The following is a 21,781-nucleotide window of genomic DNA, read 5'->3' on the forward strand; positions in this document are numbered from 1 at the left end:
GCTCAGTCCGCGAGGAACTCCAGCAGAACTTTGTTGATTACCTCGGGCTGCTCGAGGTAACCATAGTGCCCGACATCTGGGATCTCGTAGTAGCGCGCCGACGGGATGGACTCGGCGACCTCACGAGAGAGATACGGCGGGATCATCCGGTCGTCGGCAAACCCGACCGACAGACACGGTGTGGTAATCGCCCGGTACGCCTGCCGACGGTCGAACGTGCGGTCCATCTCCATCTGGGCGCGCACACCGGCGGACGTCCGGCCGCCACTGAACTCGAAGAGGTCGAGCCAATCCCTTGCGGTGTGCGGGTCGACGAGCGAGGCCGGAGACAGATTCATCACCGCGGTGACCGCCGCCCGGTACTTGGCCGGAAGCTCGACGCCGCTGTCGTGCAGCGCGCGCTCACCCTCGGTGAGCGTCTGCTGGAAGTAGTCCATGCGGGCATGACCGGCGAGGAAGGCGGCCTTGTAGACGAGGTCCGGACGCGACAACGCGAGTTCCTGAGCGACCCGGGCACCCATCGAGGTGCCGACGACTCGTGCGGGCCCGCCGCCGAGGTGTTCGATCAGTGCCGCGGTGTCCGCAACGAGGTCATCCATCGTGATGCCCTCCACGCTCTCGGCGGAAGGAGCGATGCCGCGGTTGTCGAAGGTGCAGACACGATAGCCGGCGTCGACGAGCGCGGGGGTCTGGTGGAGATCCCACACACGTCCCGGACTGCCGGTGCCCATGATGAGTACCACGAGATCGCCGGACCCTTTGACCTGGTAGTTCAAGGATATTCCGTTGATCGTGGCGATCGTCATGTCTGCCTTCCTTCCAAGGGCGGTCTCACCAAATTGGGTTGGATAGCCTAAGCTCGCATTGCTGCCGCTTCTGTGCGGCGCTGATCGTCAAGCTCGTCCAGGAGGACCGCGTTGAGAGTCGCCACACTCGGATATCAAACCTGGGGTCACCGTACCCTGAAGGCCCTGCTCGAGTCGGAGCACGAGGTCGTCCTTGCGATCACGCATCCCAAGAGCGAGCACGTCTACGAACAGATGTGGGCCGACTCCGTCGCAGATCTGGCCACCGAGCACGGCGTCCCCGTTCATATCGCGAACAAGCCCGACGAAGACTTCAAGGCGGCCCTGAAACAAGCGGACCCCGACATCATCGTCGCCAACAACTGGCGCACATGGCTGCCGCGGGACGTGTTCGACTCGCCCCGCTACGGCACCCTCAACATTCACGACTCCCTCCTGCCCAAGTACACGGGATTCTCACCGCTCATCTGGGCGCTCATCAACGGTGAAGACGAGGTCGGGCTCACCGCGCACCTCATGGACGAGGAACTCGACGCAGGCGACATCGTCCTGCAGCGGTCCACCCCGGTCGGACCCACGGACACCGTCACCGACCTGTTCCACCGCACCGTCGACATGATCGGACCGATCACCCTCGACGCCCTCGACCTCATCGCGTCCGGCCGCACCGACTGGACACCGCAGGACCGCTCGCAGGCCACCTTCTTCCACAAGCGGGCGCCCGAGGACAGTCGCATCGACTGGACCTGGCCGGCCGACGCCATCGAGCGGCTGGTCCGCGCGCAGTCCGACCCATATCCCAACGCGTTCACCCATTACAAGGGCAAGCGCATCAGAATCCTCGAGGCCGCGGTGTCCGAGGGCAACTACGGCGGAACCCCCGGGCGTGTCTTCATCCACGAAGGCGACGGCATGGTCATCGTCGCCGGACCCGACGCCCGCACCGGCAAGAACAAGGGACTCAAGATCCGGCGCGTCCGCCTCGACGACGGCACCGAGCTGGCCGGCACCGAGTTCTTCCCCCACGGCGGCGGCTACCTAGGCTGACGCCCGTGCGCCTTTCTGGTAGCTCCCACAACCAGAAAGGCGCACGAGCGCGGAGCGCCTACCGCCCCTCCCACGCCGACCAGAGCTGCGCGTAGCGGCCGCCGGCGTCGACGAGTGCAGAGTGCGGTCCTTCCTCCACGATCCGGCCGTGTTCGAGCACGACGACGCGGTCGGCAGTGGCGGCCTGGGTGAGCCGGTGCGCCACGATCAGCGTGGTCCGACCGCGGGTCGCGGCCGCGGCGGATGCCTCGAGGTCCCGCGCCCCGGCGCTGCCGGCCTCGGCAGTTGCCTCGTCGAGGACGGCGACCGCGGGATCGGCGAGGACGAGGCGGGCCAGCGCCAACTGCTGTGCCTGCGCCGCAGTCAGTTCGTGCCCACCCTCGCCGACGACGGTGCGGACACCATCGGTGAGCGCGTTCACCCAGTCGGCCGCACCCACCGTCTTCAGTGCCATCGCCGCGTCCTCCTCGGACGCGCCGGGGGCCGCCAGGCGCAGGTCGTCGATGAGAGGCCCAGCGAATACGTGTACCTCCTGGCTGACGATGGCCACCCGACGGCGGAGTTCGCGCGGCGACAACTCCGACAGCGCGGTGCCCCCGATGTGCACCGAACCCGACGTCGGGACGATCGACCCGGCGGCAATCGCTGCGACAGTGGTCTTCCCGGCCCCTGTCGACCCGACCAGTGCGACTCGTTCGCCGTGCTCGACGCGCAGGCTGATGCCGTGCACCACCTCGTGCTCGCCGTCGTAGGTGTGCCGGACTTCGACCAGGTCGAGGGTCGATTCGGCAGCAGGCGGGACCCCTGCGACGCCACCCGCCTCGTCACGCCGAGCAACCACCCCGACGAGCCGCGCGAGGCTTGCGCCCGCCGACTGCACCTCGTCGAAGGTGTACATGAGCATGCCGATCGGATTGAACAATCGGTGGAAGAGCAGAGCGGCGGTGGTGGTCTGTCCGACCGTCACGAGGTCGCGTTGCACCAGCGCGAAACCCACGGCGAGGATGGTGGCCAGACCGACGAATTCGGCTCTGTTGCCGCGACCGGCGAAGCGGGTGAACAGCGTGAACACGCCGACGGACAGATTCCGGGTTTTCCGCGAGGCGTCGTCGATCTGCCCGAGGTGAAGGTCTTCGAGACCGTAGGCCCGCACCGTGCGGGCACCCTGCATGCTGCTGATCAGCGCTTGCGAGCGCTCGCCCATCGCCACACGTTCGCTCGCGTAGACCGGAGCCGACCGCGGGAGATACCAGCGCATCGCGAGCGCATACATCGGCAAGGCCACCATGCCTGCGAGCCCGAGACGCCAGTCGATGCCCAGCATCGTGACGATGCTCAGCAGCACCAGAAGTATCGCCGTCACGAGGTTGGGCACCACATCGCTGACGGCCTTGCCGATCACCGCCACATCGTCGCCCACCCGGGACAGCAAGTCGCCCTTGCCGACGCGTTCGATCGTCTGCACCGGAAGCCGTAGCGCCCGGTCGACGGTCCGCTCCCGCAGGTCCGCGAGGATGCCCTCGCCGAGACTCCGGATGAGGAACGACGCACAGCCGGCGCAGACTCCGCCGATCACAGCGGCCGAGGCGATCACCGCGACCACCCACCCGATCGTCGACGGTGGGGCGCCGTCCTGCACTCGGTCGACGAGCACACCGAACACGTAGACGGGCACCAGTGCCATCCCGGCGGCAGAGGCCGCCACGAGCAGGGTGAGCAGGCTTCGTCCGCGCCGCCGGCCCAGCTCGGTTCTCAGCCATACCCAGGTGTCGCGTGCGGACGCGATGGGGAGCAGTTCACTCATCGCAGCACCGCCCGCCGGTAGTGCGCATCGTAGGCGGCCAACTGTGCGTGCGTGCCCTCGGCGACGACCGTTCCCTCGTCGAGGACGACGACGCGTTCGGTCACCGACAGCAACGCAGGACTGCTCGTGAGGAGGATGGTCGTCTGGCCGCTGCCCGCGGAGTCGTGGTGCCTCGAGTCGGCGATTCCTCCGGCGATCATGTGTTCGGTCACCGCGTCCACCGCCGTTGTCGGGTCGTGCAGCACCAGCACCGGGGACCTCCTCATCAGCGCCCGGGCGAGCGCAACGCGCTGGCGTTGCCCGCCGGACAACGACGCCCCGCGGTCGGTCACCTCGTGGTCGAGACCGTCCGGGTGTGCATCGATGACATCGACCGCTGCGGACGCCCGCAGCGCCGCCTGGACCTCGGCTTCCGGCGCATCCGGCCGGCCTGCGGTCACGTTCGACGCCACCGTTCCGGAGAACAGGTCACCGTTGTGGGGTTCGACCAGCACAGTCCGCCGCGCGTGCCCCAGGTCGGCATCCGAGAGTCGAACACCGCCGACGGTCACCTCGCCCTCGTAGCGCTCGGGCGGAACCTGCCCCGACAGCAGCGCGGCCAACGCCTCGGCGTCCTGCGGCCGATAGGCGACGACGCCGAGTAACTCACCGGACCCGACGCGAAGGTCCAGCGCTGTGAGAGACCGGTAGCTCACGCCCGACAACGACAGCTCGCTGCCGGCCGGGATGAGTCCGGAACCCGCAGGCAACAGCGGTTCGGCGTCCAGGACCAACGCCACCCGATCTGCCGATGCCCGGGTGAGCGCGAGAGATCCCGGAAGACCCGCCAGGACGCCGAGCGGTTCGATGAAGAACTGTGAGAGGCCGACCACGGTGATCAGTTCCCCGATCGTGATCCGCCCTTCCAGGGCGAACCAACCCGCGAATCCCGCGATCCCGACGGCGAGCAGTGCGCTGACGGTCATCGACACCCCGGTGAACACCGCCGAGCTTCGCGCGGTGTGGAGGGTCGCGTCGAGGGCGTCCCGGCTCGCGCTGCGGTAACGCTGCGACGCTGCGTCCTCGGCGCCGATCCCGCGGAGGGGACGAAGCCCACTCACCAGGTCGGTGGCCATGCCGGAGGCCCGCGCGACGGCGGCTTGCTGGTCGGTGGCTCGTCGGGTGATGAGCGGGGCGGCACGTTGCAGGAGACCCAGGATGACGGGCGTTCCGACGAGGACCGCAAGTCCGAGCGGGACGTCGATGAGTAGCAGGGCGACCGCCGAGCCGACGGCTGCCGTGAGGGCCGAGGCCGCGCGCGGCACGATGTCCGCGATGAAGGCGGACCGATCTGCGTCGGTCGAGGACACCGAGAGCAACTCCCCGGCGCGCAGGTCGGTGCGCACGCCGCGGGGGTCGAGTATTCGGTGCGCCACCTCCATCCTCAGCCGGTGTCCCTCGTTCTGCATCACCAGCACGAGGAATCGGGCACCGAACCGCCACGCTGTGGTGAGAACGACAAACAGCACGGCAAGAGCACACAGCCAGATCACCAGCGCCGACGTATCGCCCGTCGCGACCGCGCGGTCGACGATGACGCCGATTGCGATCGGCACGAGCGTTTCGGCCACCTGATGCAGGCAGACCAGAACTGTGCCGATACCCAGGCGCACACGATTGCGCACCAGAGCTCGACGCAGAATTGCGGCGCCACCAGTCTTCACGCAGACAACTCCCACCCTGACGGTTCCCGGCAAGTAAGCAGACCCTAACTAGAGGAACACTATCGGAAGGGCAACTAGCGTCGACGTGCCCGGTTCTCATAGAGTCGCCGATACGAACTACTGCGTTGACGCAGCAGCAAGCCCCCGAGAGGACAAGAATGGCCGCGAACACGACCGCCGAGACCGACATCGCGGACGAGGATCTCGAACCCTTGGCCGACGAGACCGCCCGCCAGGCACAGCGCGTTGTCGCTGCATACGCCGAGGACGCCGACGAGTGCAGGATGCTGCTCTCGATGCTCGGAATCGGGCCCACCGCCAAGCTCGACTGATAATTTCATCCACTTCGACCGCGAAGGAAGCCCGTGGCACTCAGCTCGGAATCGTCAGTTTCGTCATCGAGTTCGACATCTGACCCTGTCTCCGGGCAAGCCACCTTCGTCGTCGTGGCGAATCGACTCCCTGTCGATCTCGAGCGGCTGCCGGACGGCACCACCAAGTGGAAGCGGAGCCCAGGCGGACTCGTCACCGCGCTCGAGCCGATCCTTCGCCGCAACAAGGGTGCATGGGTCGGCTGGGCGGGTGTCGCAGACGCCGATCTGGAGCCGGTCGTCGAGGACGGGCTCGAGCTCTATCCCGTCCCGCTGAGCGGCGCCGAAATCCGCGACTATTACGAGGGCTTCTCCAACGCCACCCTGTGGCCGCTCTACCACGATGTGATCGTGAAGCCGGAGTACAACCGCGACTGGTGGAACGCCTACGTCGAGGTGAACCGGCGGTTCGCGGAGGCAACGTCCAAGGCGGCGGCGCAGGGTGCCACCGTCTGGATCCAGGATTACCAGCTGCAGCTCGTGCCGAAAATGCTGCGCATGCTCCGCCCCGACCTCACGATCGGCTTCTTCCTGCACATCCCGTTCCCGCCGGTCGAGCTGTTCATGCAGATGCCGTGGCGGACCGAGATCGTCGAGGGACTTCTCGGTGCAGATCTCATCGGCTTCCACCTCCCGGGTGGTGCGCAGAACTTCTTGTTCCTCGCTCGACGCCTCGCCGGCCAGCCGACGTCGCGCGGCACTGTCGGTGTCCGCTCCAAGCTCGGTGTCGTGCAGGTCGGTTGGCGGACGGTCCGTGTGGGGGCGTTCCCCATCTCCATCGACTCCGGCGAGCTGGACGAACAGTCACGTTCCAAGTCGATCCGCGACCGTGCGAGACAGATCCGCAAGGAACTGGGCAACCCGAAGCACATCATGCTGGGCGTCGATCGACTCGACTACACCAAGGGCATCGACGTCCGCCTTGCTGCGCTGCACGAACTCCTCGACGAACACCGGGTCGACCCGGCGAACACCGTGCTGGTGCAGTTGGCCACGCCCAGCCGCGAGCGGGTCGACAGCTACGTCCAGATGCGCGACGACATCGAGCGGAAGGTGTCGCGCATCAACGGCGAATACAGCGAGGTCGGCCGGCCGGTGGTGCACTACATCCATCGCCCGATCCCGCGCGAAGAACTGATCGCCTTCTTCGTGGCCGCCGACGTGATGCTCGTGACGCCACTGCGCGACGGCATGAACCTCGTCGCCAAGGAGTATGTGGCGTGCCGCAGCGATCTCGGCGGCGCCCTCCTGCTCAGCGAGTTCACCGGGGCGGCGGCCGAACTCCGGCAGGCCTTCCTCTGCAATCCGCACGACCTCGACGGTGTCAAAGACGCGATGGAACAGGCGTTGAACCAGCCGCACGAAAGCGGTCGCCGGCACATGCGTGCGCTGCGTCGGCAGGTGCTCGCGCACGACGTCGACCGCTGGGCGAAGGCATTCCTCGACGCACTGTCGCACAGCGGTGCGGCCGGGCCGGCGTTGATCGCGCCGGCCGAGGCCGATGAGGCCGAGTACGCCGCCGAGGCCGACGAGGCGGACCACATCACCGAGGCCGGCGAGGCCGGTTACACGACCGAGGACAACTGACTGCGGCGTCCCAGCTGACCCGACGTGACCAGGAACGCGACGAGGTCGCGGATCGTCTCGTCGGCGGGACGAGGGACGTACCCCAGTTCGGACGCTGCCTTCGCACCGTCGATCACGGGTGCCGCGAGCAGCGCCGCCATCGCCGACCGGGACAGCACGTCGGAGCCGAACCTGGCTCCGATGGGTTCTGCGAGGGGCAGCACTCGTTCGATCACGCTGAGGGGGAACGAGTACATCGGTCCACGCCGACCTGCCGCTCGGGCGGCCTTCCGCACGGCGTCGTGCATGCCCAGCATGTGCCCCGAGATCAGATAGTTCTCCCCCGTCCGCCCCTTCTCCCCCGCGGCGATCAACCCGGCGGCCACGTCGCGAACGTCGACGAAGTCGAACGCTCCGTGCACCGCGGCAGGCACCCGGCCACGAGCAGCGTTGCGTAGCAAACTGTTTACGCGGGAGAGACCATAGTCCACGGGGCCGTACACCCCAGTGGGGTTGCAGATCACCGCGTCGAGACCGGTCTCGATCACCGCACGCAGTTCGATCTCACCGGCCCATTTCGACCGGTCGTACACCGGGATCGACGCGTCCACGGATCGCGGCGACTGCTCGTCGAGCACTCCCCCGCAGTTGCTCTGATCGAACGAGTGCACGGAACTGCAATGGACCATCCGCCGCACACCCACGGCAAGCGCAGCCTCGGCCACGGTGCGAACACCCTTGGTGTTGACCGTCCACGCCAGATCGTCCTTCTGTGCGAGGGTGATCATGGCGACGAGGTGATAGACCACCTCGACACCGTCCAGGGCCCTCTTCATCGATTCCACGTCGAGCACGTCGCCGTTCATCCAGGTGACTCCCTCGGGAGCGTGCTCGGAACGGATGCGGTCGATGGCGGTCACCTCGTGCCCCGATCGGACCAGGAGATCGAGCAGATTGGTGCCCACGAATCCCGCGGCCCCGGTTACAGCAACTTTCATCGACGACTCCCCGTTCGGTTGTGGCCCTGCGACACAACGTGATGCGTCGCAGTCGGCCCGGAAGCCCCGACAGTACTAGAACATGTTTCACTTTGTGAAGGTCCGCGCGACTCGTGTGCGGATCACCGCTGCACAGTCAACACCGCTACACGGGGGTGAGCTGATCGACGAGCCAGCGGTCGTCGACCTTCTGCAGCGAGACCCGCACCCGGCTACCCGACGTCCGAGCATCCGGTGCATCGGCACTGGTAGTGGTTTGGTTCAGATACAGCAGGACCACCGCCTCGGTGGGAGTGGTCGACACCGGTGCGGCGGCTTGCACGGTCACCTGAACCGTCAGTTGCTTCTCCTTGGCCCCGGGAGCGATGGTTTCCTCCACCAGGGCGGTGTACTCGTCGCGGAACGAGCCGGTGATTCCGTCTGCCGCAGCAGCCAATTGGCTGTCGACATTGGCGAAGTCGTACGCCAGCATCGCAACGGCCTGCCTGCTCGCCGCGTCGACCGCCTCGGAGCGGGCCTGTTCGGCCAATTGGTCCTGGCGATGGCCGTACCAGAGGAAACCCACGGCGACAGCGAGGGCGACGATCACAAGCGCCGTCACGATCTTCAACGCTGTCGCCTTGGTGACGACCGGGAGCTTTCGCCGTTGTTCTGTTGACGTGTCGACGTCGTTGTCGGTCATGGGACGAACTCCACCTTCGATGCGGTCAACTTCCCGTTGTCGTCACTGACGGTCACCCGCATCCGGAAGTCACGCGGCGACGGCTCGGGCTGTTCGGTGCTGGTGACCATGGTGCGGGCCGCGACGAGCACGTCGGCCGAAATGTCTGTCTCGCTCTGGATTCCCGCTTCGAGGACTTCGCCCTCGGTGGTGACGTTGGCGTCGCGGACCACACCGACGAACGGGTCTTCCCTGCCTTGGAATTCGGCCAGGAAGGCTCCTGACGCACCCGCAAGGATTCGGTCGACATCTTCTTCCGCGGTCTCCGGATGAATCGTCGTCAGGTTCAGTACGGTCTGTCGCGCCGTGTCGATGAAGGCCTGGCGCCGGTCGTCTCGTTCGCGCGCCGACCGTTGGTCGAGCAGCAGGACGACGGCGGCCACGACCAAGGCGAGAACGACGACCGCGACCGCACCGTAGGCGATCAGCGACGTCCGCGAACGACGCGTTCTCTTCTCGTCTTCGGGCGGTGGCGATGCCCCGCTCGACTTGACGGCACCCTCGGCGGCCGCCTTCTTCGTCGAGATCGTCTCTGTCACCGGTTCACGCTCGGGCTGGGGCGCTGTAGCAGGGTGCGCGTCGCTGGACTTCGCCAATACGACCGGTTGCGGCGTTCCGGTCTCACCGACCGGTGGACCCGCGTGACGTACCGCTCGCCGCCTGCTGCGCTCCTTCCGTGCCGGGGAGTCCTCCCCCACCGCGTCAGCGGCACGCTCTTGTGTCGATGAACTCAAATCTGCTGACCTGTCATCATCGTCTGCCACGTCGAGTCCTTTCTCGGCGATCCTGACGCCAGATCCGGTTGGGTGTACGTCTTACCATCCGAACCGACAAAGCTACCCGTTCCCGGGTCGTACGGGACGGCCGCGACCGGCCCACTCGGTGATCCTTCGTAGGAACTGGGGATAACAGGAACGGCCGTATACGAGGGTACATCCGGCGGCATGATCGGCCCGTACGGTGGGTTGTTACCCGCGGCCTCCCACCCGTCCCGGCACGCCTGCACGGTCGGCGCCCGGCGGCCGGGGTATTCCATGCAGGGCAGGTTGCGCGCACCACGGACGACCGACGGATCATCCTGCGCCGCCTTGCAATACAGATCGTTCGGAGTCGCGATAGGTTCGGTCTGATCGCCAGTGCGCCGCTGATCCGCCGGCAGGAAACCTGTGGTGCACGCGGGCGGATCGTGGAGTTCCAGGGCGAAGTCCACGATCGCGCCGTCCTCGACCGGTCCGCCCTTGGCGGCGGTGACGAGCGCGGCGGTCAACGGTGGGTAGATGACGAGAACTTGCTCGATGCTCTTGTTGTAGATGACGCCGACCTGCCCGACGCTCACCAGGTTGCTCAGCAGGATCGGCAGGGTGGGCTGCAACTCCTGGAAAAGCTGGGTGGCTTCGACGGCCGTCCCGGGACCCTTCTCGAGCACTCCCCTGATATCGGCGTCGCTGGCCCGGAGCTGATCGGTGAAGGTGACAAGGTCCTGGGTCCAGGACCGGATGGCGTCACTGCTGACGGTCTGCGTATCGAGCAGTGGGCCGATCTGTTCGATCAGGTCTATCGTCTCGTCGCTGTTGGCATCCGCCTCTTCGACGAAGAGACGAGCCGAGTCGATGAGCCGCTGGAGGTCGGGGCCGGAACCGTTGAACGCGGTGAACGCCTCGTCGATCACGGTACGTAACCGAGTATCGGAGATGCTGGCCAACAGCACGTCGGCTTGATCGAGCATCTCGCCGACATCCTGCGGTACGGCGGACCGATCCCGTGGAATGACGTCACCGTCCGCGAGATCCGGGCCCTCCGACGTCCGCGGAATCAGGTCGACGTACTGCTCGCCGATGGCCGACACACTCTTCACCACTGCGTCGACGTCGGCGGGAATCTTGTAGCTGCTGTCGAGCGACAGCTGGGCCTCGACCCCGTCGTCGGTGAGCGCGACACGATCGACGACACCGACATTGGTTCCCCGATAAGCAACGTTGGCGTGGGAGTACAGCCCGCCGGTGGACGGCAGTTGCACCACGACGTCGTAGCGCCCGATGCCGAACATGACCGGCACCTTCACATACTGGATCGACATCACCACGAGGCCGATCACCGTGAGGATCGAGAAGATGATCAACTGGATACGAACGAATTTTCTCATGGTGCCGGGGCCCCTCCCAGTTGCGGCGGAAGGCCGGGAATCTGCGGGAGACCGGGAATCTGCGGCAGTCCGGGGAGAGCGGGTGCCGGCGCGGGTTTCGGTGCCGGCGGCGGGGCGGGCAGCAGCGGAATCTGCAGCGGGTCGCCGGACTGTCCGGCGACACCCGCGAGCGAACCGACAGCTCCCTCCACTCCACCGAGTGATCCACCCAGGGCCGTACCGGTAAGGAAGTTGCTGTCGACCCTCGCCGCACTCAGGTCGACGGTCATCATCAGGTTCGCGTAGTCGCCTCGAATGGCCTTGTCCATCGTCCTCATCGGGAACGGGTAGGTGAGCATCAGGGTCAGGACGTCGGTGAGTGCGCTGCCCGAATTGGCAAGTTCCGCGAGCACCGGTGTGAGGTTACGCAGGTTCTGTTCCAGCTCTTCCCCGCTGCTGTCGACGAGACGGGTCGCGGTGTCGCTGAGTTTGCCGAGCTCCACCAGCGCCGTCGTCAGATTCTGGCGCTGCGCCACAAGCACTTCCAAGCCAGGTGGGATGTCGTCGAGCGCTGCCTCGAGTGTGGGCTTCTGCTGGTTGACGGTGACGGAGAGTCGATCGAGTCCCTCCATGGCACCGATGATGTCGCCGCGCTGTCGGTCCAGGCTCGTGACCAACCGGTCGAGTTGTGGAAGCAGGTCACGGACCTCGGCCTCTCGCCCGCCGAGTGCAGCGTTCAATTCTTCGGTGATATCCCGGATCTGGGCGATACCTCCGCCGTTCAGGACCACAGACAAGGACGACAGCGTCTGCTCCGTTGTCGGGTATGCCCCTGCATGCTCGATCGGGATCACTTCCCCTTCCGCCAACCGGCCCTCGGGCTCCGCGTCGGTGGGCGGCGCCAACTCGAGATGCTGCGAACCGAGAAGACTGGTCTGGCCGATCTTGGCGGTCGCATTGGCGGGCAATTCGACGTCGTTGTTCAGCGAGACGGTGACCTGCGCGTGCCAATCCTTCACGTCGATTCCCGTGACGGTACCCACGGTGACGTCATTGACGCGGACCGGTGAATTCTGCGAGAGAGTGGTGACATTGGGCATCTCGATCTCGACGGCGTACGCGTCACCGCCGGTGCCTTCCGTTCCCGGAAGGGGAAGCGAATTGAGACCCTCCCACTCACAGCCGGTCATGGTCAGCGACAAGGCGAGCACCCCGGCCGCGATCCCGCCACCCCGCACGTGTCTGCTCCCGAACCCGGTCATCGTCCACCTCCCGGCTGCAGCAGGTCGTTCAAGTCCCTCGGCACCGCGACGGTCGGTATTCCGGCCAGCGCACCCGTCGCCGGCGGGGCGGACCGCGGGGGTACCGATCCGGCCAGGCTCGGCGGACTGTACTGAAGCTGATCCGGGAACGCGTTCACACCCGTCGTGGGATTGCTGAGAATGGGCAGGTAGTTCATCGTGAGCGAGTTCAGCACCGGCGACAGGTATTGCGTGCACAGATCGGCGCTGCGCTGGGAATCGTTGGCTTGCAAACTTTGGATCGCCCCACACATGAAGTTGACGGGGTTGCCGAAGTTCGCGAATGCCACGGCTCCTACCAAGGACCCCTGCGCCGGCTTGTAGATGTTGCTGAAGTTGGCCAATGCCGTAGGGGCGACGTGCAGCGTCTGTTCCAGCTGCGGTCGCTTGTCGGCGAGCACCTGGGTGGCATCGGCCAGGCGGCCGACCTGCTCGGTGAGCGCGGCCCTGTTCTCGACGACGAACCGGTTGACGTCGCCCAGTGCGAGATCCAGGTCGACCAGGGCGGTGCCGAGTTCGTCCGAATTGGTGGCGAGCAAGTTCGACACCGAGGCGAGCCGTCCCTCGAACTGCACGATTTGCTCGTTGCTCGACGACAGGGCTGCTACGAATGTTTGCAGGTTCCGGATGGTGGAGAACAGATCGGTCCGTCCGTCGGACAGCGTCCGCATGGTCTCCGACAGTTCACGCAGCGTGTTGCGCAGGGATTCACCGTTGCCGTCGAGGTTGTTCGCTGCGGTGTCGATGAACGTTCCCAGCGATCCCTGCGGGTCGGCGCCCTGCGGTCCGAGCGCTTCGGACAGTTTGTTCAGCTCCGACTTGATCTCGTCCCACTCCACCGGCACCGCGGTGCGCTCCACCGGAATATCTGCACCGTCCTGCATGGTCGGCCCCCCGGCATAGACGGGCGTCAGCTGGACGAACCGGCCGGACACCAGGCTCGGCGCAACGATGATTGCCTTGGCGTCGGCGGGGATGTCCACACTCTTGTCGACGCTCATGGTGACCTTGGCGAAGTCGGGACCCGGCTCGATCTCGCCGACAGTGCCCACCTTGACGCCCAACACACGCACGTCGTCCCCGGAATAGAGGCCGGTCGTGGTCGGAAAGTATGCGGTGATGGTGTTCTCGAACAGTCGCGGCAGAATGACGACCAAGCCGCCGACGATCAGGGCCACCACGACGCCGGCGATCGCACCGCGAATCCACCACTTCTTCCGCGCACCGGTTTCTTCTGTGTGTGTCATCGCGGCCTCAGCTCGAGGGACGGCCCGGTCTGCAGGTAGGCCTGCAGGTCGTTCGGCAGATGCTCCGGCCACAGGATCGCGTCGTTCAGCCCCTGCAGCAGGTTGCCGATGCCGATGTTGTAGACGTACGCCATGAAGAAGGGTCCGCTCCCCACAGATTCACCCAGCTGCGTCGCGTACGGTGCGAGGCCGTCGAGCGCCTGCGAAATGTTGTCCTTGTTGCGTTGGAGGATGTCGACCACGGAGTTCAGCTTGTCGAGCGTCGGCTTCATCTGCTCCTGGTTGTCCTGCACCAGGCCCGTCAGTTGCCTCGACACCGCAGAGATGTTCACGATCAATTGGCTGATCGCGGCCCGGCGACGGTCGAGTTCACCCAGCAGTTCGTTGCCGTCGACGATCAGCGAGTTGATCTGGCCGCTGCGCTCGGCGAGTATGCCCGTCACGTTCTCGGCGCGAGAGAGCAACTGCTTCAGCGTTTCGTCGCGTGAATTGATGCTTTCCGACAACCGGGTCAGCCCGTCGAGCGCGGTGCGCAGCTCCGGAGGGGTGTTCTCGAGCGCACCCGACATCGCGTTCAGCGCGTCGTTGACCTGATCGGTATCGAGCTCGGAGACCGTCGTGGTGAGGTCACCGAGTGCATCGTTGAGCGAGTAGGGCGAATTGGTGCGGTCCAGCGGGATTGTCGATCCCACCGGCAGCGTCTCCGTTCCTCGCGGAGTGACCGCAAGCGACTTGCGGCCGAGAATGGTATTCGTCTTGATATCCGCCTCGGTCACATCACCGAGTGCTATGCCGTCCTCGACAGTGAAGGTGACGAGCACGTGCTGCCCGTCCAGCTCGACGTCGGAGACCTTGCCCACGTCGACCCCCGCCAGGGTGACCGTGTCACCTGCCATCAGGCCACCGGCGTCCTCGAACATGGCATTGTAATGTGTTCCGCCCGAGAGGAACTGGAGCTGGTCGTACTGGAGGGTGGCGATCACGATCATGGCGGAGACTGCCACACCGATCAGCCCGACCTGGACGGGATTGCGTTCTTGTCTCATGGTTACGGTGCACACCTCCCCGCTGTCTGCCCGCCTGGCATGTTGAGAAGCAGGTCCGAGCCCTCCGGTCCGGTGAACTTGAACTTGACCGTGCACACGTACATCTGGAAGAAGCTGCCGTACGTGCCGATTCGGATGAGTCGGCGATAGGCGTCCGGCAGGTTCTGGAGCACCCAATCGAGAGTCTCTTCGCCCATCTGCAGCTGTGTCGCAGTACGATTCGCCTCCGCAACGGTGCTCTGCAGCGGCGGGCGGACGCCTTCGAGCAACTCCGCAAGGTCTCCTGTGCCGCCGGCGATCCTCGGGATGGCGTCACCGATCGGATCGCGGTCCTGCGCGAGGCCGCTTACCAATTGCTGCAGTTGATCGAGAGTGGACCTGAACTGATCACCGCGGTTGTTGATGGTTCCGAGAACCTCGTTGAGGTTGGTGATGACCTCGCCGATCAACTGGTCGCGGTCCGCGAGTGTGTTGGTGAACGAACTGGTACTGCCCAGCAGTGACACGAGTGTGCCGCCCTGCCCCTGGAAGACCTGCACCAACGCCGCCGAGAGATCGTTGACTTGCTGCGGATTCAGCGAACGCAGGAGCGGCTTGAACCCACCGAGCAAGAGGTCCAGGTCGAGTGCGGGCGATGTCTGATCCACCGGGATGGACCCGCCCTCCGGAAGCGGCTCCACCGACCCCGCACCCTCGAGGAGTTCCATGTAGCGGTCACCGACGAGGTTCTCGTATCGGACCGTAGCTTTCGTTCCCTCGAACAACGAGTACTTCGACTCCACGTCGAACTCCACGTCGGCAAGGTTGTCGTCGTCGATCTTCACGTTCTTGACCGCGCCGACCGGCACACCCGCAATGCGTACCTTGTCACCCGGTTTGAGGCCGGACACATCGACGAACGTCGCCGAGTAGTCCTTGGACGTGCTGAAACGGTACTGGCTGAATACCACTGCGAGACCCACGAAGATCAGGGTCATCACGGTCGCGAAGATCGCCAGCTTGACGGTTGTGCTTCTCACGGTCACTGCCCACCCGGCTCCGGGTAGACACCGGCGAACAAAATCTGGAAGACCTTCGGCATGTGTACCTGTACTTCGGTCGACGGCACGAACGGCACAGTACCCGTGTCAGCGACGAGGAACTTGGCGTGCACGTTCGGATCAGGATTCGGGAGGCCGGCGCAGTTGGGTCCTCCGGACGCGTTCACCTTCGGCAGATCCTCCGGGTAACTGTAGGGCTCCTGGCCATACATGAAGCTCGCACTCAACGCGATTCCCGGCTGATTGCCGCCGATGAGTTGTTCGGCAAGGGGAATGACGTTGTTGAGGCCGACGAGGAAGCAGGAGATCTCCGGCGAATATTCCGCCAGTAGATCCGTGGTGGGGAGCAGGAGGTCGACGGTGTCCGTCAGGCCCTGCTCGTTGTCGGTCAGCACCGTATTCGCCGTGTCGGCCAATCCCGTGGCGTTCAACAGCACTGCGTCGAGATTGTCCTGTTCCTCGACCACCGTGCGGCTGGTAGCGGTCACGTTGTCGAGGGTTTGCAGCAGTTCCGGGGCGGTGTCGGCGTAGACGTTCGTGACCACGGCGGCCTTCGCCAGATCCTCCTGCAACTGAGGGAGACTGGGGTTCACCTTGGCGAGATAGCGGTCGCTCTGCTCGAGCAGGGCACCGAGTTCGTCGCCGCGACCGCGCAGCGCGGAGGCGATGGCCCCCAGCGTCGCGTTGAGCTTCTCGGGCTCGATCTGATCGAGCACATCCGTCAGATGCTGGAAGACCGAGTTGAACTCGACGGTGACGTTGTCGGAGGCGATGACGGCGCCCGGTTCGAGATGCGTGGTGGCGGGATCTTCCGGCATGACGAAGTTGACATATTTGGCGCCGAATACGGTAGTCGACTTGATCTCCACCGCGGCGTTGGAAGGGATCAGCGACATCATGTCGGGGTACATGTCGAGCTTCAATTCGGCACCGTCGGTGACATGCTCGACGGAGCCGACGCGACCGACCTCGACGCCGAGCAGCTTCACCTTCGCGTCCGGTTCCATCACCAGGCCCGCCCGGTCGGAGGTGACCGTGACCGGTGTCGATTCCGTGAAAGCGCCGTTGAACATGGCCAGCGAGAAGGCGATGATCGCCAGCAGACCCGCGACGAGGACGAGAGCCGCGAGCTTCTTCTTTCCGCCCGAATCAGTCATCTACCGGCACTCCTATCCCGAAAGGTTGAAGTTGCCGGAACCGCCGTATATGGCGAGGGAGATGAGGAGGGTCACCGTGACCACCGCTATCAGCGACGACCGCACCGCGTTGCCCACGGCCACGCCGACTCCGACGGGACCACCCGACGCGGTGAACCCGTAGTAGGTGTGGATGAGCATGATGGCGATCGCCATGACGATGGCCTGCGCGAACGACCACAGGATGTCCGTCGGTATCAGGAAGGTCGAGAAGTAGTGGTCGTACACGCCGGCGGACTGGTCGTAGAGAACCACGGTGGCGAATCGGCTGGCGATGAAGGATGCGATCACCGCGAGGGCGTACAGCGGAACGATCGCGATCATTCCGGCCATCACCCGAGTGCTGACCAGGTACGGGATCGAGGGGATCGCCATCGTCTCGAGGGCATCGATCTCCTCGGACACACGCATGGCACCGAGCTGGGCGGTCGAGCCTGCCCCGATCGTGGCCGCGAGTCCGATACCCGCGATGACCGGGGCCGCGATGCGCACGTTGATGAACGCGGCGAAGAAGCCGGTGAGCGCCTCGACACCGATGTTGCCGAGCGAGCTGTATCCCTGCACGGCGATGGTGCCTCCGGTGAAGAGCGTCAGAAATCCGACGATCACCACGGTTCCACCGATCACCGCCAGCGCACCCGTGCCCATGCTGATCTCGGCGATGAGCCGCAGAGTTTCCTTCGGGTACCGCCTCACCGCACGCGGGGCCCAGGCGATGGCGCGCGCAAAGAACAGCGCCTGCTCGCCGAGCCGGTCTATCGAACGGGACGTCGACGCGAATTGCCGGCGTGTGCGGGGAAACCGCCCGGCCGCTGCGAGAGCCATCTACTCCACCACCATGTCGATCACCCTGCCGTCAGCTTGATGCCGACGGCGGTGACGAGAACATTGACCACGAACAGCGCCATGAACGAAAAGACGACGGTCTGATTGACGGCGTCACCGACACTCTTGGCGCCACCTTTCACGTTGAGGCCGAGATAGGACGCGACAAGACCCGCGATCATGCCGAACAGACCGGCTTTGACCTCCGAGATCACGAGCTCACCGAACCCCGTGAGAAGTGTGATGCCGTTGACGAAGGCCCCCGGATTCACATCCTGGATGTACACCGAGAAGACAAACCCACCGAGAATCCCGATAGTGCAGACCAGGCCGTTCAACAGCAGGGCCACGACGGTCGAGGCGAGCACGCGGGGTACGACCAGCCGATGAATCGGGTTGATACCGAGCACCCGCATCGCGTCGATCTCTTCGCGGATCGTGCGGGCCGAGAGGTCTGCGCAGATCGCGGTGGCGCCCGCCCCGGCCACGATGAGCACTGTCACGATAGGGCCGACCTGGGTCACGGTGCCCAGCGCCGCACCCGCGCCACTGAGATCCGCGGCACCTATCTCCCGGAGGAGGATGTTGATGGTGAAGCTCACCAGAACGGTGAACGGGATGGCGACCAGCACCGTGGGAACCATCGAAACCCGGGCAACGAACCACGCCTGGTCCACGAACTCGCGACGCTGGAAGGGCCTCGAGAACACCGCCCTGAGCGTCTCGGCCGACATCGTGAAAAACCCGCCGACAGCGCGCAATGGCACCTCGAGGAGGTCTACCATTCGTCCTCCTCGTCCCTGATCGCACCCAGCACCGACTGTTGATTGAGCCCAGCCCCCCAACGGCCTGTGACTCAGGTCATATTAACTAGAACGTGTTCACCTGTCAAAAAGAGTCATTCATCAGCAAGAATCGTCCCACATCGAGCACTCCGAAGAGGGCGTTTTCGTCCAAAAGAAGAGCCGCGATGCGTCCACGTCGAACATCGACCGGGTACGCCTAAAGCGTTATCACACAGCAGGTTTGACTACGACACGTCGGCTGCCTACCGAACCCGGACCGGGCCGCCTGCACGCCGCTGCGTGGACGTCACTCAGCCCTCGCCATGGAGGTGTCGACGCGCGGAATCGACGGTAAAACTAGAACACGATCTAGCGTGTGTAGGCACATCGCTGCCTCCCCCCGTCGCACCGTCTCGACCCCAGCCGGTCGCTGTGTATTTTTACCCAGTATCGCCCATCACGCGGGTATTACCTGGGAAAACGGGCGGTAACGCCGGATGTGTCGCCGACCGTGCCGCGACGGCTCGTTCAGCCCAGCTCACGCAGGGCAGCCGACGCCGAGAAGGTCGCGGCCGGATCGCGTTCACCGAAGTAGCTGCCGAGGCTCTCGGCCAGACTCGCCGGCGTCCATCGAGAGTCTGTCGCGTCGAACCGGCGCTCGACGACCGGAGCCGCCATCAACGCGACCATCGGGCCATAGACCACGAAGAGCTGCCCGTTGACGGTGTCGGCCGCGGGCGAGGCGAGGTAGGTGACCAACGCCGCCACATGCTCCGGCGACAGTGGGTCGATCCCCTCGGCCGGCGCCTCACCGAAGACGTTTTCCGTCATCGACGTGCGCGCGCGGGGACAGATCGCGTTGGCCCGTACTCCGTAGCGAGACAGCCCGCGCGCGGCGGAGAGGGTCAGAGCCGTGATGCCTGCCTTGGCCGCACCGTAGTTGGCCTGCCCCTCGGGCCCCAGCAGGCCTGCCTCCGAGGACGTGTTGATGATGCGGCCGTACACGGGCGCACCCGCCTCCTTGGATTTTCCACGCCAATAGGAGGCGGCGGAGCGGCAGAGCAGAAAGTGCCCGCGCAGATGCACCTTCAGTACCAGATCCCAGTCTTCGTCCGACATGTTGAACAGCATGCGGTCCCGCGTGATCCCGGCATTGTTGACGAGAATGTCGAGGCTGCCGAATTGGCCCTGCGCCGCTTCCATGATCGCGTCGGCAGTGGACCGTTCACCGATGTCGCCGGCGACGAATTCGACCTTGGCGCCCAAACCTCGGATCTCTTCGAGTGTTTCTTCGACGGCGTCGGAGGCCACCAGGTCGTTGACCACGACGGACGCACCCGCTCGCGCCAGACCGATCGCCTCGGACTTCCCGAGCCCGGATCCGGCGCCGGTGACGACGCCTACCTTGCCGTCCAAGTTCACATCGCGGTCAGCAACATCATTCATGAAGCGGCACTCCTGGTCGTCTGCAATCGCCGCCGGGCTGCACACCCGGCGCCACGGTGGACGTCGTCACTGTAGAACGTGTTCTCGTTTTGGGCAACGACGGTCAGGGGTGTTCGGTAAGCGCCGCCCTCGGACACTGCGCGATGGCAGTCCGCACGTCTTCCTCCCGGTCAGCGGGTGGATGAGCGGTCGAAATATGCAGATTGTCGTCGTCGTCGAGGTCGAAGATGTCGGGGGCAATCCCTACGCACACACCGTTGGCCTCACACCGGTCGAAATCGACTCTGACCTCCATGGCAACCCTCACTTCTCCTCGTCACGTCGCTCGTCGACCCGGGTGCCGCCGGGCTGCGGCGCACACCGTTCCTGCGATAACACTAGAACCTGTTCCAGTCGTGTGCAATGATTCGTTTCACGACTGCGAGCAGGCCCACCGAGCGCGCTCCCCAGCCGGTTGGGCCGACTTCCCGCCATCGCACCGTAGAGACTGGAACGTGTGCCAGATGCGACGAGTTCCGGGCCTTCGGACTGGAGAGGTATTTCGATGCACATCACCTACACGCCACAGCAACAGGCGCTGCGCGAAGAACTGCGCGCCTACTTCGCGCAGTTGATGACGCCGGACCGGCGGGAGGCTCTCGCCGCCACCACCGGCGAGTACGGCGAGGGCAACGTCTACCGCGACGTCGTCGCGCAGATGGGCAAGGACGGCTGGTTGACGCTCGGCTGGCCGAAGGAATACGGCGGCCAGGAGCGTTCGGCGATGGAGCAGCTGATCTTCACCGACGAGGCCGCCATCGCCGGTGCCCCCGTGCCATTCCTCACGATCAACTCCGTGGCCCCCACGATCATGCACTTCGGTACACCTGAGCAGAAGTCGTTCTTCTTGCCGAAGATATCCGCGGGCGAACTGCACTTCTCCATCGGATACTCCGAGCCCGAGGCAGGGACGGACCTTGCAAGCCTGCGCACCACCGCCGTCAAGGACGGTGATGACTATGTGATCAACGGCCAGAAGATGTGGACGAGCCTGATCGCATACGCCGACTACGTGTGGTTGGCCTGCCGGACCGACCCCGAGGCGAAGAAGCACAAGGGCATCAGCATGCTGATCGTGCCCACCACGGCCGAAGGATTCTCGTACACACCCGTCCACACGATGGCCGGTCCCGACACCAGCGCCACCTATTACCAGGACGTGCGCGTACCGTCCTCCGCACTCGTCGGTCCCGAACACGGTGGTTGGGCGTTGATCACCAACCAGCTCAACCATGAGCGTGTCGCGCTCACCTCGGCCGGACCGATCCTCACCGCACAGCGGGAAGTGCGGGAGTGGGCGCAGAACACCAAGTTGCCGGACGGCCGCCGCGTCATCGACCAGGAATGGGTTCAGATCAATCTGGCCCGGGTCCATGCCAAGGCCGAGTATTTGAAGTTGATGAACTGGGAGATCGCCTCGTCGACCGGGGCAAGCGAAGCGGGGGATGATTCAGCGCATGCCCCGGGCCCAGAGGCGGCGTCGGCCAACAAGGTCTACGGAACCGAGTTCGCCACCGAGGCCTACCGACTGCTCATGGAAGTCCTCGGCCCGTCGGCCACGCTTCGGCAGAACTCCCCCGGCGTCCTGCTGCGCGGACGCATCGAACGGATGCACCGTTCTTCCCTCATCCTCACTTTCGGTGGCGGAACCAACGAGGTGCAGCGCGACATCATCGGTATGACCGCCCTCGGCCTGCCCCCTGCGAAGCGTTAGGACA

Annotated in this window: 20 protein-coding genes; 4 read left to right on the forward strand and 16 right to left on the reverse strand. The window is 65.1% G+C overall.

All coding sequences use genetic code 11. The annotated features are described in order from the left end of the window. Positions 1–2: 2 nt before the first annotated feature. Positions 3–806 (reverse strand): alpha/beta fold hydrolase, encoded by an 804-nt coding sequence (locus L1080_RS20835; RefSeq protein ID WP_109326929.1) that lies wholly within the window; start codon positions 804–806, stop codon positions 3–5. 111 nt (positions 807–917) lie between these two features. Here L1080_RS20835 and L1080_RS20840 point away from each other — a divergent pair, with 111 nt between their 5' ends. Beyond that, the gene (locus L1080_RS20840; RefSeq protein ID WP_250771046.1) at positions 918–1,853 is read left to right on the forward strand and encodes a methionyl-tRNA formyltransferase; all 936 of its coding nucleotides are present in this window, start codon (positions 918–920) and stop codon (positions 1,851–1,853) included. 58 nt (positions 1,854–1,911) lie between these two features. Here L1080_RS20840 and L1080_RS20845 read toward each other — a convergent pair whose 3' ends face one another. Beyond that, on the reverse strand, positions 1,912–3,657 hold the full coding sequence (locus L1080_RS20845; RefSeq protein WP_250771049.1) for an ABC transporter ATP-binding protein: 1,746 nt from the start codon (positions 3,655–3,657) through the stop codon (positions 1,912–1,914). After that, a complete protein-coding gene (locus L1080_RS20850) occupies positions 3,654–5,360 on the reverse strand; it encodes an ABC transporter ATP-binding protein (RefSeq protein WP_250771052.1) in 1,707 nt (568 codons plus the stop codon). The genes L1080_RS20845 and L1080_RS20850 overlap by 4 nt, the downstream gene beginning before the upstream one ends. A 158-nt stretch (positions 5,361–5,518) precedes the next feature. On the opposite strand from L1080_RS20850, the gene L1080_RS20855 reads away from it, so the two are divergent. Next, on the forward strand, positions 5,519–5,692 hold the full coding sequence (locus tag L1080_RS20855; RefSeq protein WP_201453505.1) for a hypothetical protein: 174 nt from the start codon (positions 5,519–5,521) through the stop codon (positions 5,690–5,692). A gap of 33 nt (positions 5,693–5,725) precedes the next feature. Continuing rightward, on the forward strand, positions 5,726–7,318 hold the full coding sequence (locus tag L1080_RS20860; RefSeq protein ID WP_308202141.1) for an alpha,alpha-trehalose-phosphate synthase (UDP-forming): 1,593 nt from the start codon (positions 5,726–5,728) through the stop codon (positions 7,316–7,318). Here the strand turns inward: L1080_RS20860 and L1080_RS20865 are convergent. The 13 genes from L1080_RS20865 to L1080_RS20925 form a co-directional block, all read right to left on the reverse strand. Further along, positions 7,297–8,295, reverse strand: coding sequence for an NAD-dependent epimerase/dehydratase family protein (locus L1080_RS20865; RefSeq protein ID WP_159919317.1), 999 nt, complete (start codon positions 8,293–8,295; stop codon positions 7,297–7,299). The two genes, L1080_RS20860 and L1080_RS20865, sit on opposite strands and share 22 nt — an antisense overlap. 145 nt (positions 8,296–8,440) lie before the next feature. Beyond that, entirely contained in the window at positions 8,441–8,977 is a 537-nt protein-coding gene (locus L1080_RS20870; RefSeq protein ID WP_250771058.1) for a h domain protein, read from the reverse strand. Beyond that, on the reverse strand, positions 8,974–9,555 hold the full coding sequence (locus L1080_RS20875) for a hypothetical protein (RefSeq protein WP_250771062.1): 582 nt from the start codon (positions 9,553–9,555) through the stop codon (positions 8,974–8,976). The genes L1080_RS20870 and L1080_RS20875 overlap by 4 nt, the downstream gene beginning before the upstream one ends. Positions 9,556–9,746: 191 nt before the next feature. Further along, positions 9,747–11,159 carry an MCE family protein gene (locus L1080_RS20880; protein ID WP_250771067.1) on the reverse strand — a complete coding sequence of 471 codons (1,413 nt, stop codon included), beginning with the start codon at positions 11,157–11,159 and terminating at the stop codon, positions 9,747–9,749. Continuing rightward, the gene (locus L1080_RS20885) at positions 11,156–12,400 is read right to left on the reverse strand and encodes an MCE family protein (protein WP_250771070.1); all 1,245 of its coding nucleotides are present in this window, start codon (positions 12,398–12,400) and stop codon (positions 11,156–11,158) included. The genes L1080_RS20880 and L1080_RS20885 overlap by 4 nt, the downstream gene beginning before the upstream one ends. Continuing rightward, positions 12,397–13,686, reverse strand: a complete 1,290-nt coding sequence (locus L1080_RS20890; protein WP_159919307.1) for an MCE family protein — start codon at positions 13,684–13,686, stop codon at positions 12,397–12,399. The genes L1080_RS20885 and L1080_RS20890 overlap by 4 nt, the downstream gene beginning before the upstream one ends. Beyond that, on the reverse strand, positions 13,683–14,732 hold the full coding sequence (locus tag L1080_RS20895) for an MCE family protein (RefSeq protein WP_109326918.1): 1,050 nt from the start codon (positions 14,730–14,732) through the stop codon (positions 13,683–13,685). Before L1080_RS20895 ends, L1080_RS20890 begins: the two co-directional genes overlap by 4 nt. A gap of 2 nt (positions 14,733–14,734) precedes the next feature. After that, positions 14,735–15,757, reverse strand: coding sequence for an MCE family protein (locus L1080_RS20900; protein ID WP_159919305.1), 1,023 nt, complete (start codon positions 15,755–15,757; stop codon positions 14,735–14,737). After that, entirely contained in the window at positions 15,754–16,929 is a 1,176-nt protein-coding gene (locus L1080_RS20905; protein ID WP_250771073.1) for an MCE family protein, read from the reverse strand. The genes L1080_RS20900 and L1080_RS20905 overlap by 4 nt, the downstream gene beginning before the upstream one ends. Before the next feature lie 12 nt (positions 16,930–16,941). After that, complete coding sequence (locus tag L1080_RS20910) at positions 16,942–17,793, reverse strand: MlaE family ABC transporter permease (protein ID WP_109326914.1); 852 nt, start codon at positions 17,791–17,793, stop codon at positions 16,942–16,944. 20 nt (positions 17,794–17,813) lie between these two features. After that, positions 17,814–18,578, reverse strand: a complete 765-nt coding sequence (locus tag L1080_RS20915) for an MlaE family ABC transporter permease (protein WP_109326912.1) — start codon at positions 18,576–18,578, stop codon at positions 17,814–17,816. Positions 18,579–19,106: 528 nt separating this feature from the next. Next, a complete protein-coding gene (locus L1080_RS20920) occupies positions 19,107–20,024 on the reverse strand; it encodes a 3-oxoacyl-ACP reductase (RefSeq protein ID WP_159919301.1) in 918 nt (305 codons plus the stop codon). 103 nt (positions 20,025–20,127) lie between these two features. Continuing rightward, complete coding sequence (locus tag L1080_RS20925; RefSeq protein ID WP_109326911.1) at positions 20,128–20,319, reverse strand: ferredoxin; 192 nt, start codon at positions 20,317–20,319, stop codon at positions 20,128–20,130. A 249-nt stretch (positions 20,320–20,568) separates the two neighbouring features. Between L1080_RS20925 and L1080_RS20930 the strand changes: the two genes are divergently transcribed. Then, positions 20,569–21,777 (forward strand): acyl-CoA dehydrogenase family protein, encoded by a 1,209-nt coding sequence (locus L1080_RS20930; protein WP_159919299.1) that lies wholly within the window; start codon positions 20,569–20,571, stop codon positions 21,775–21,777. The last annotated feature ends 4 nt before the right edge of the window (positions 21,778–21,781 follow it).

Origin of the sequence: Rhodococcus sp. MSC1_016 (assembly GCF_023667485.2) — a bacterium.
Taxonomy (GTDB): domain Bacteria; phylum Actinomycetota; class Actinomycetes; order Mycobacteriales; family Mycobacteriaceae; genus Rhodococcus_F; species Rhodococcus_F oxybenzonivorans.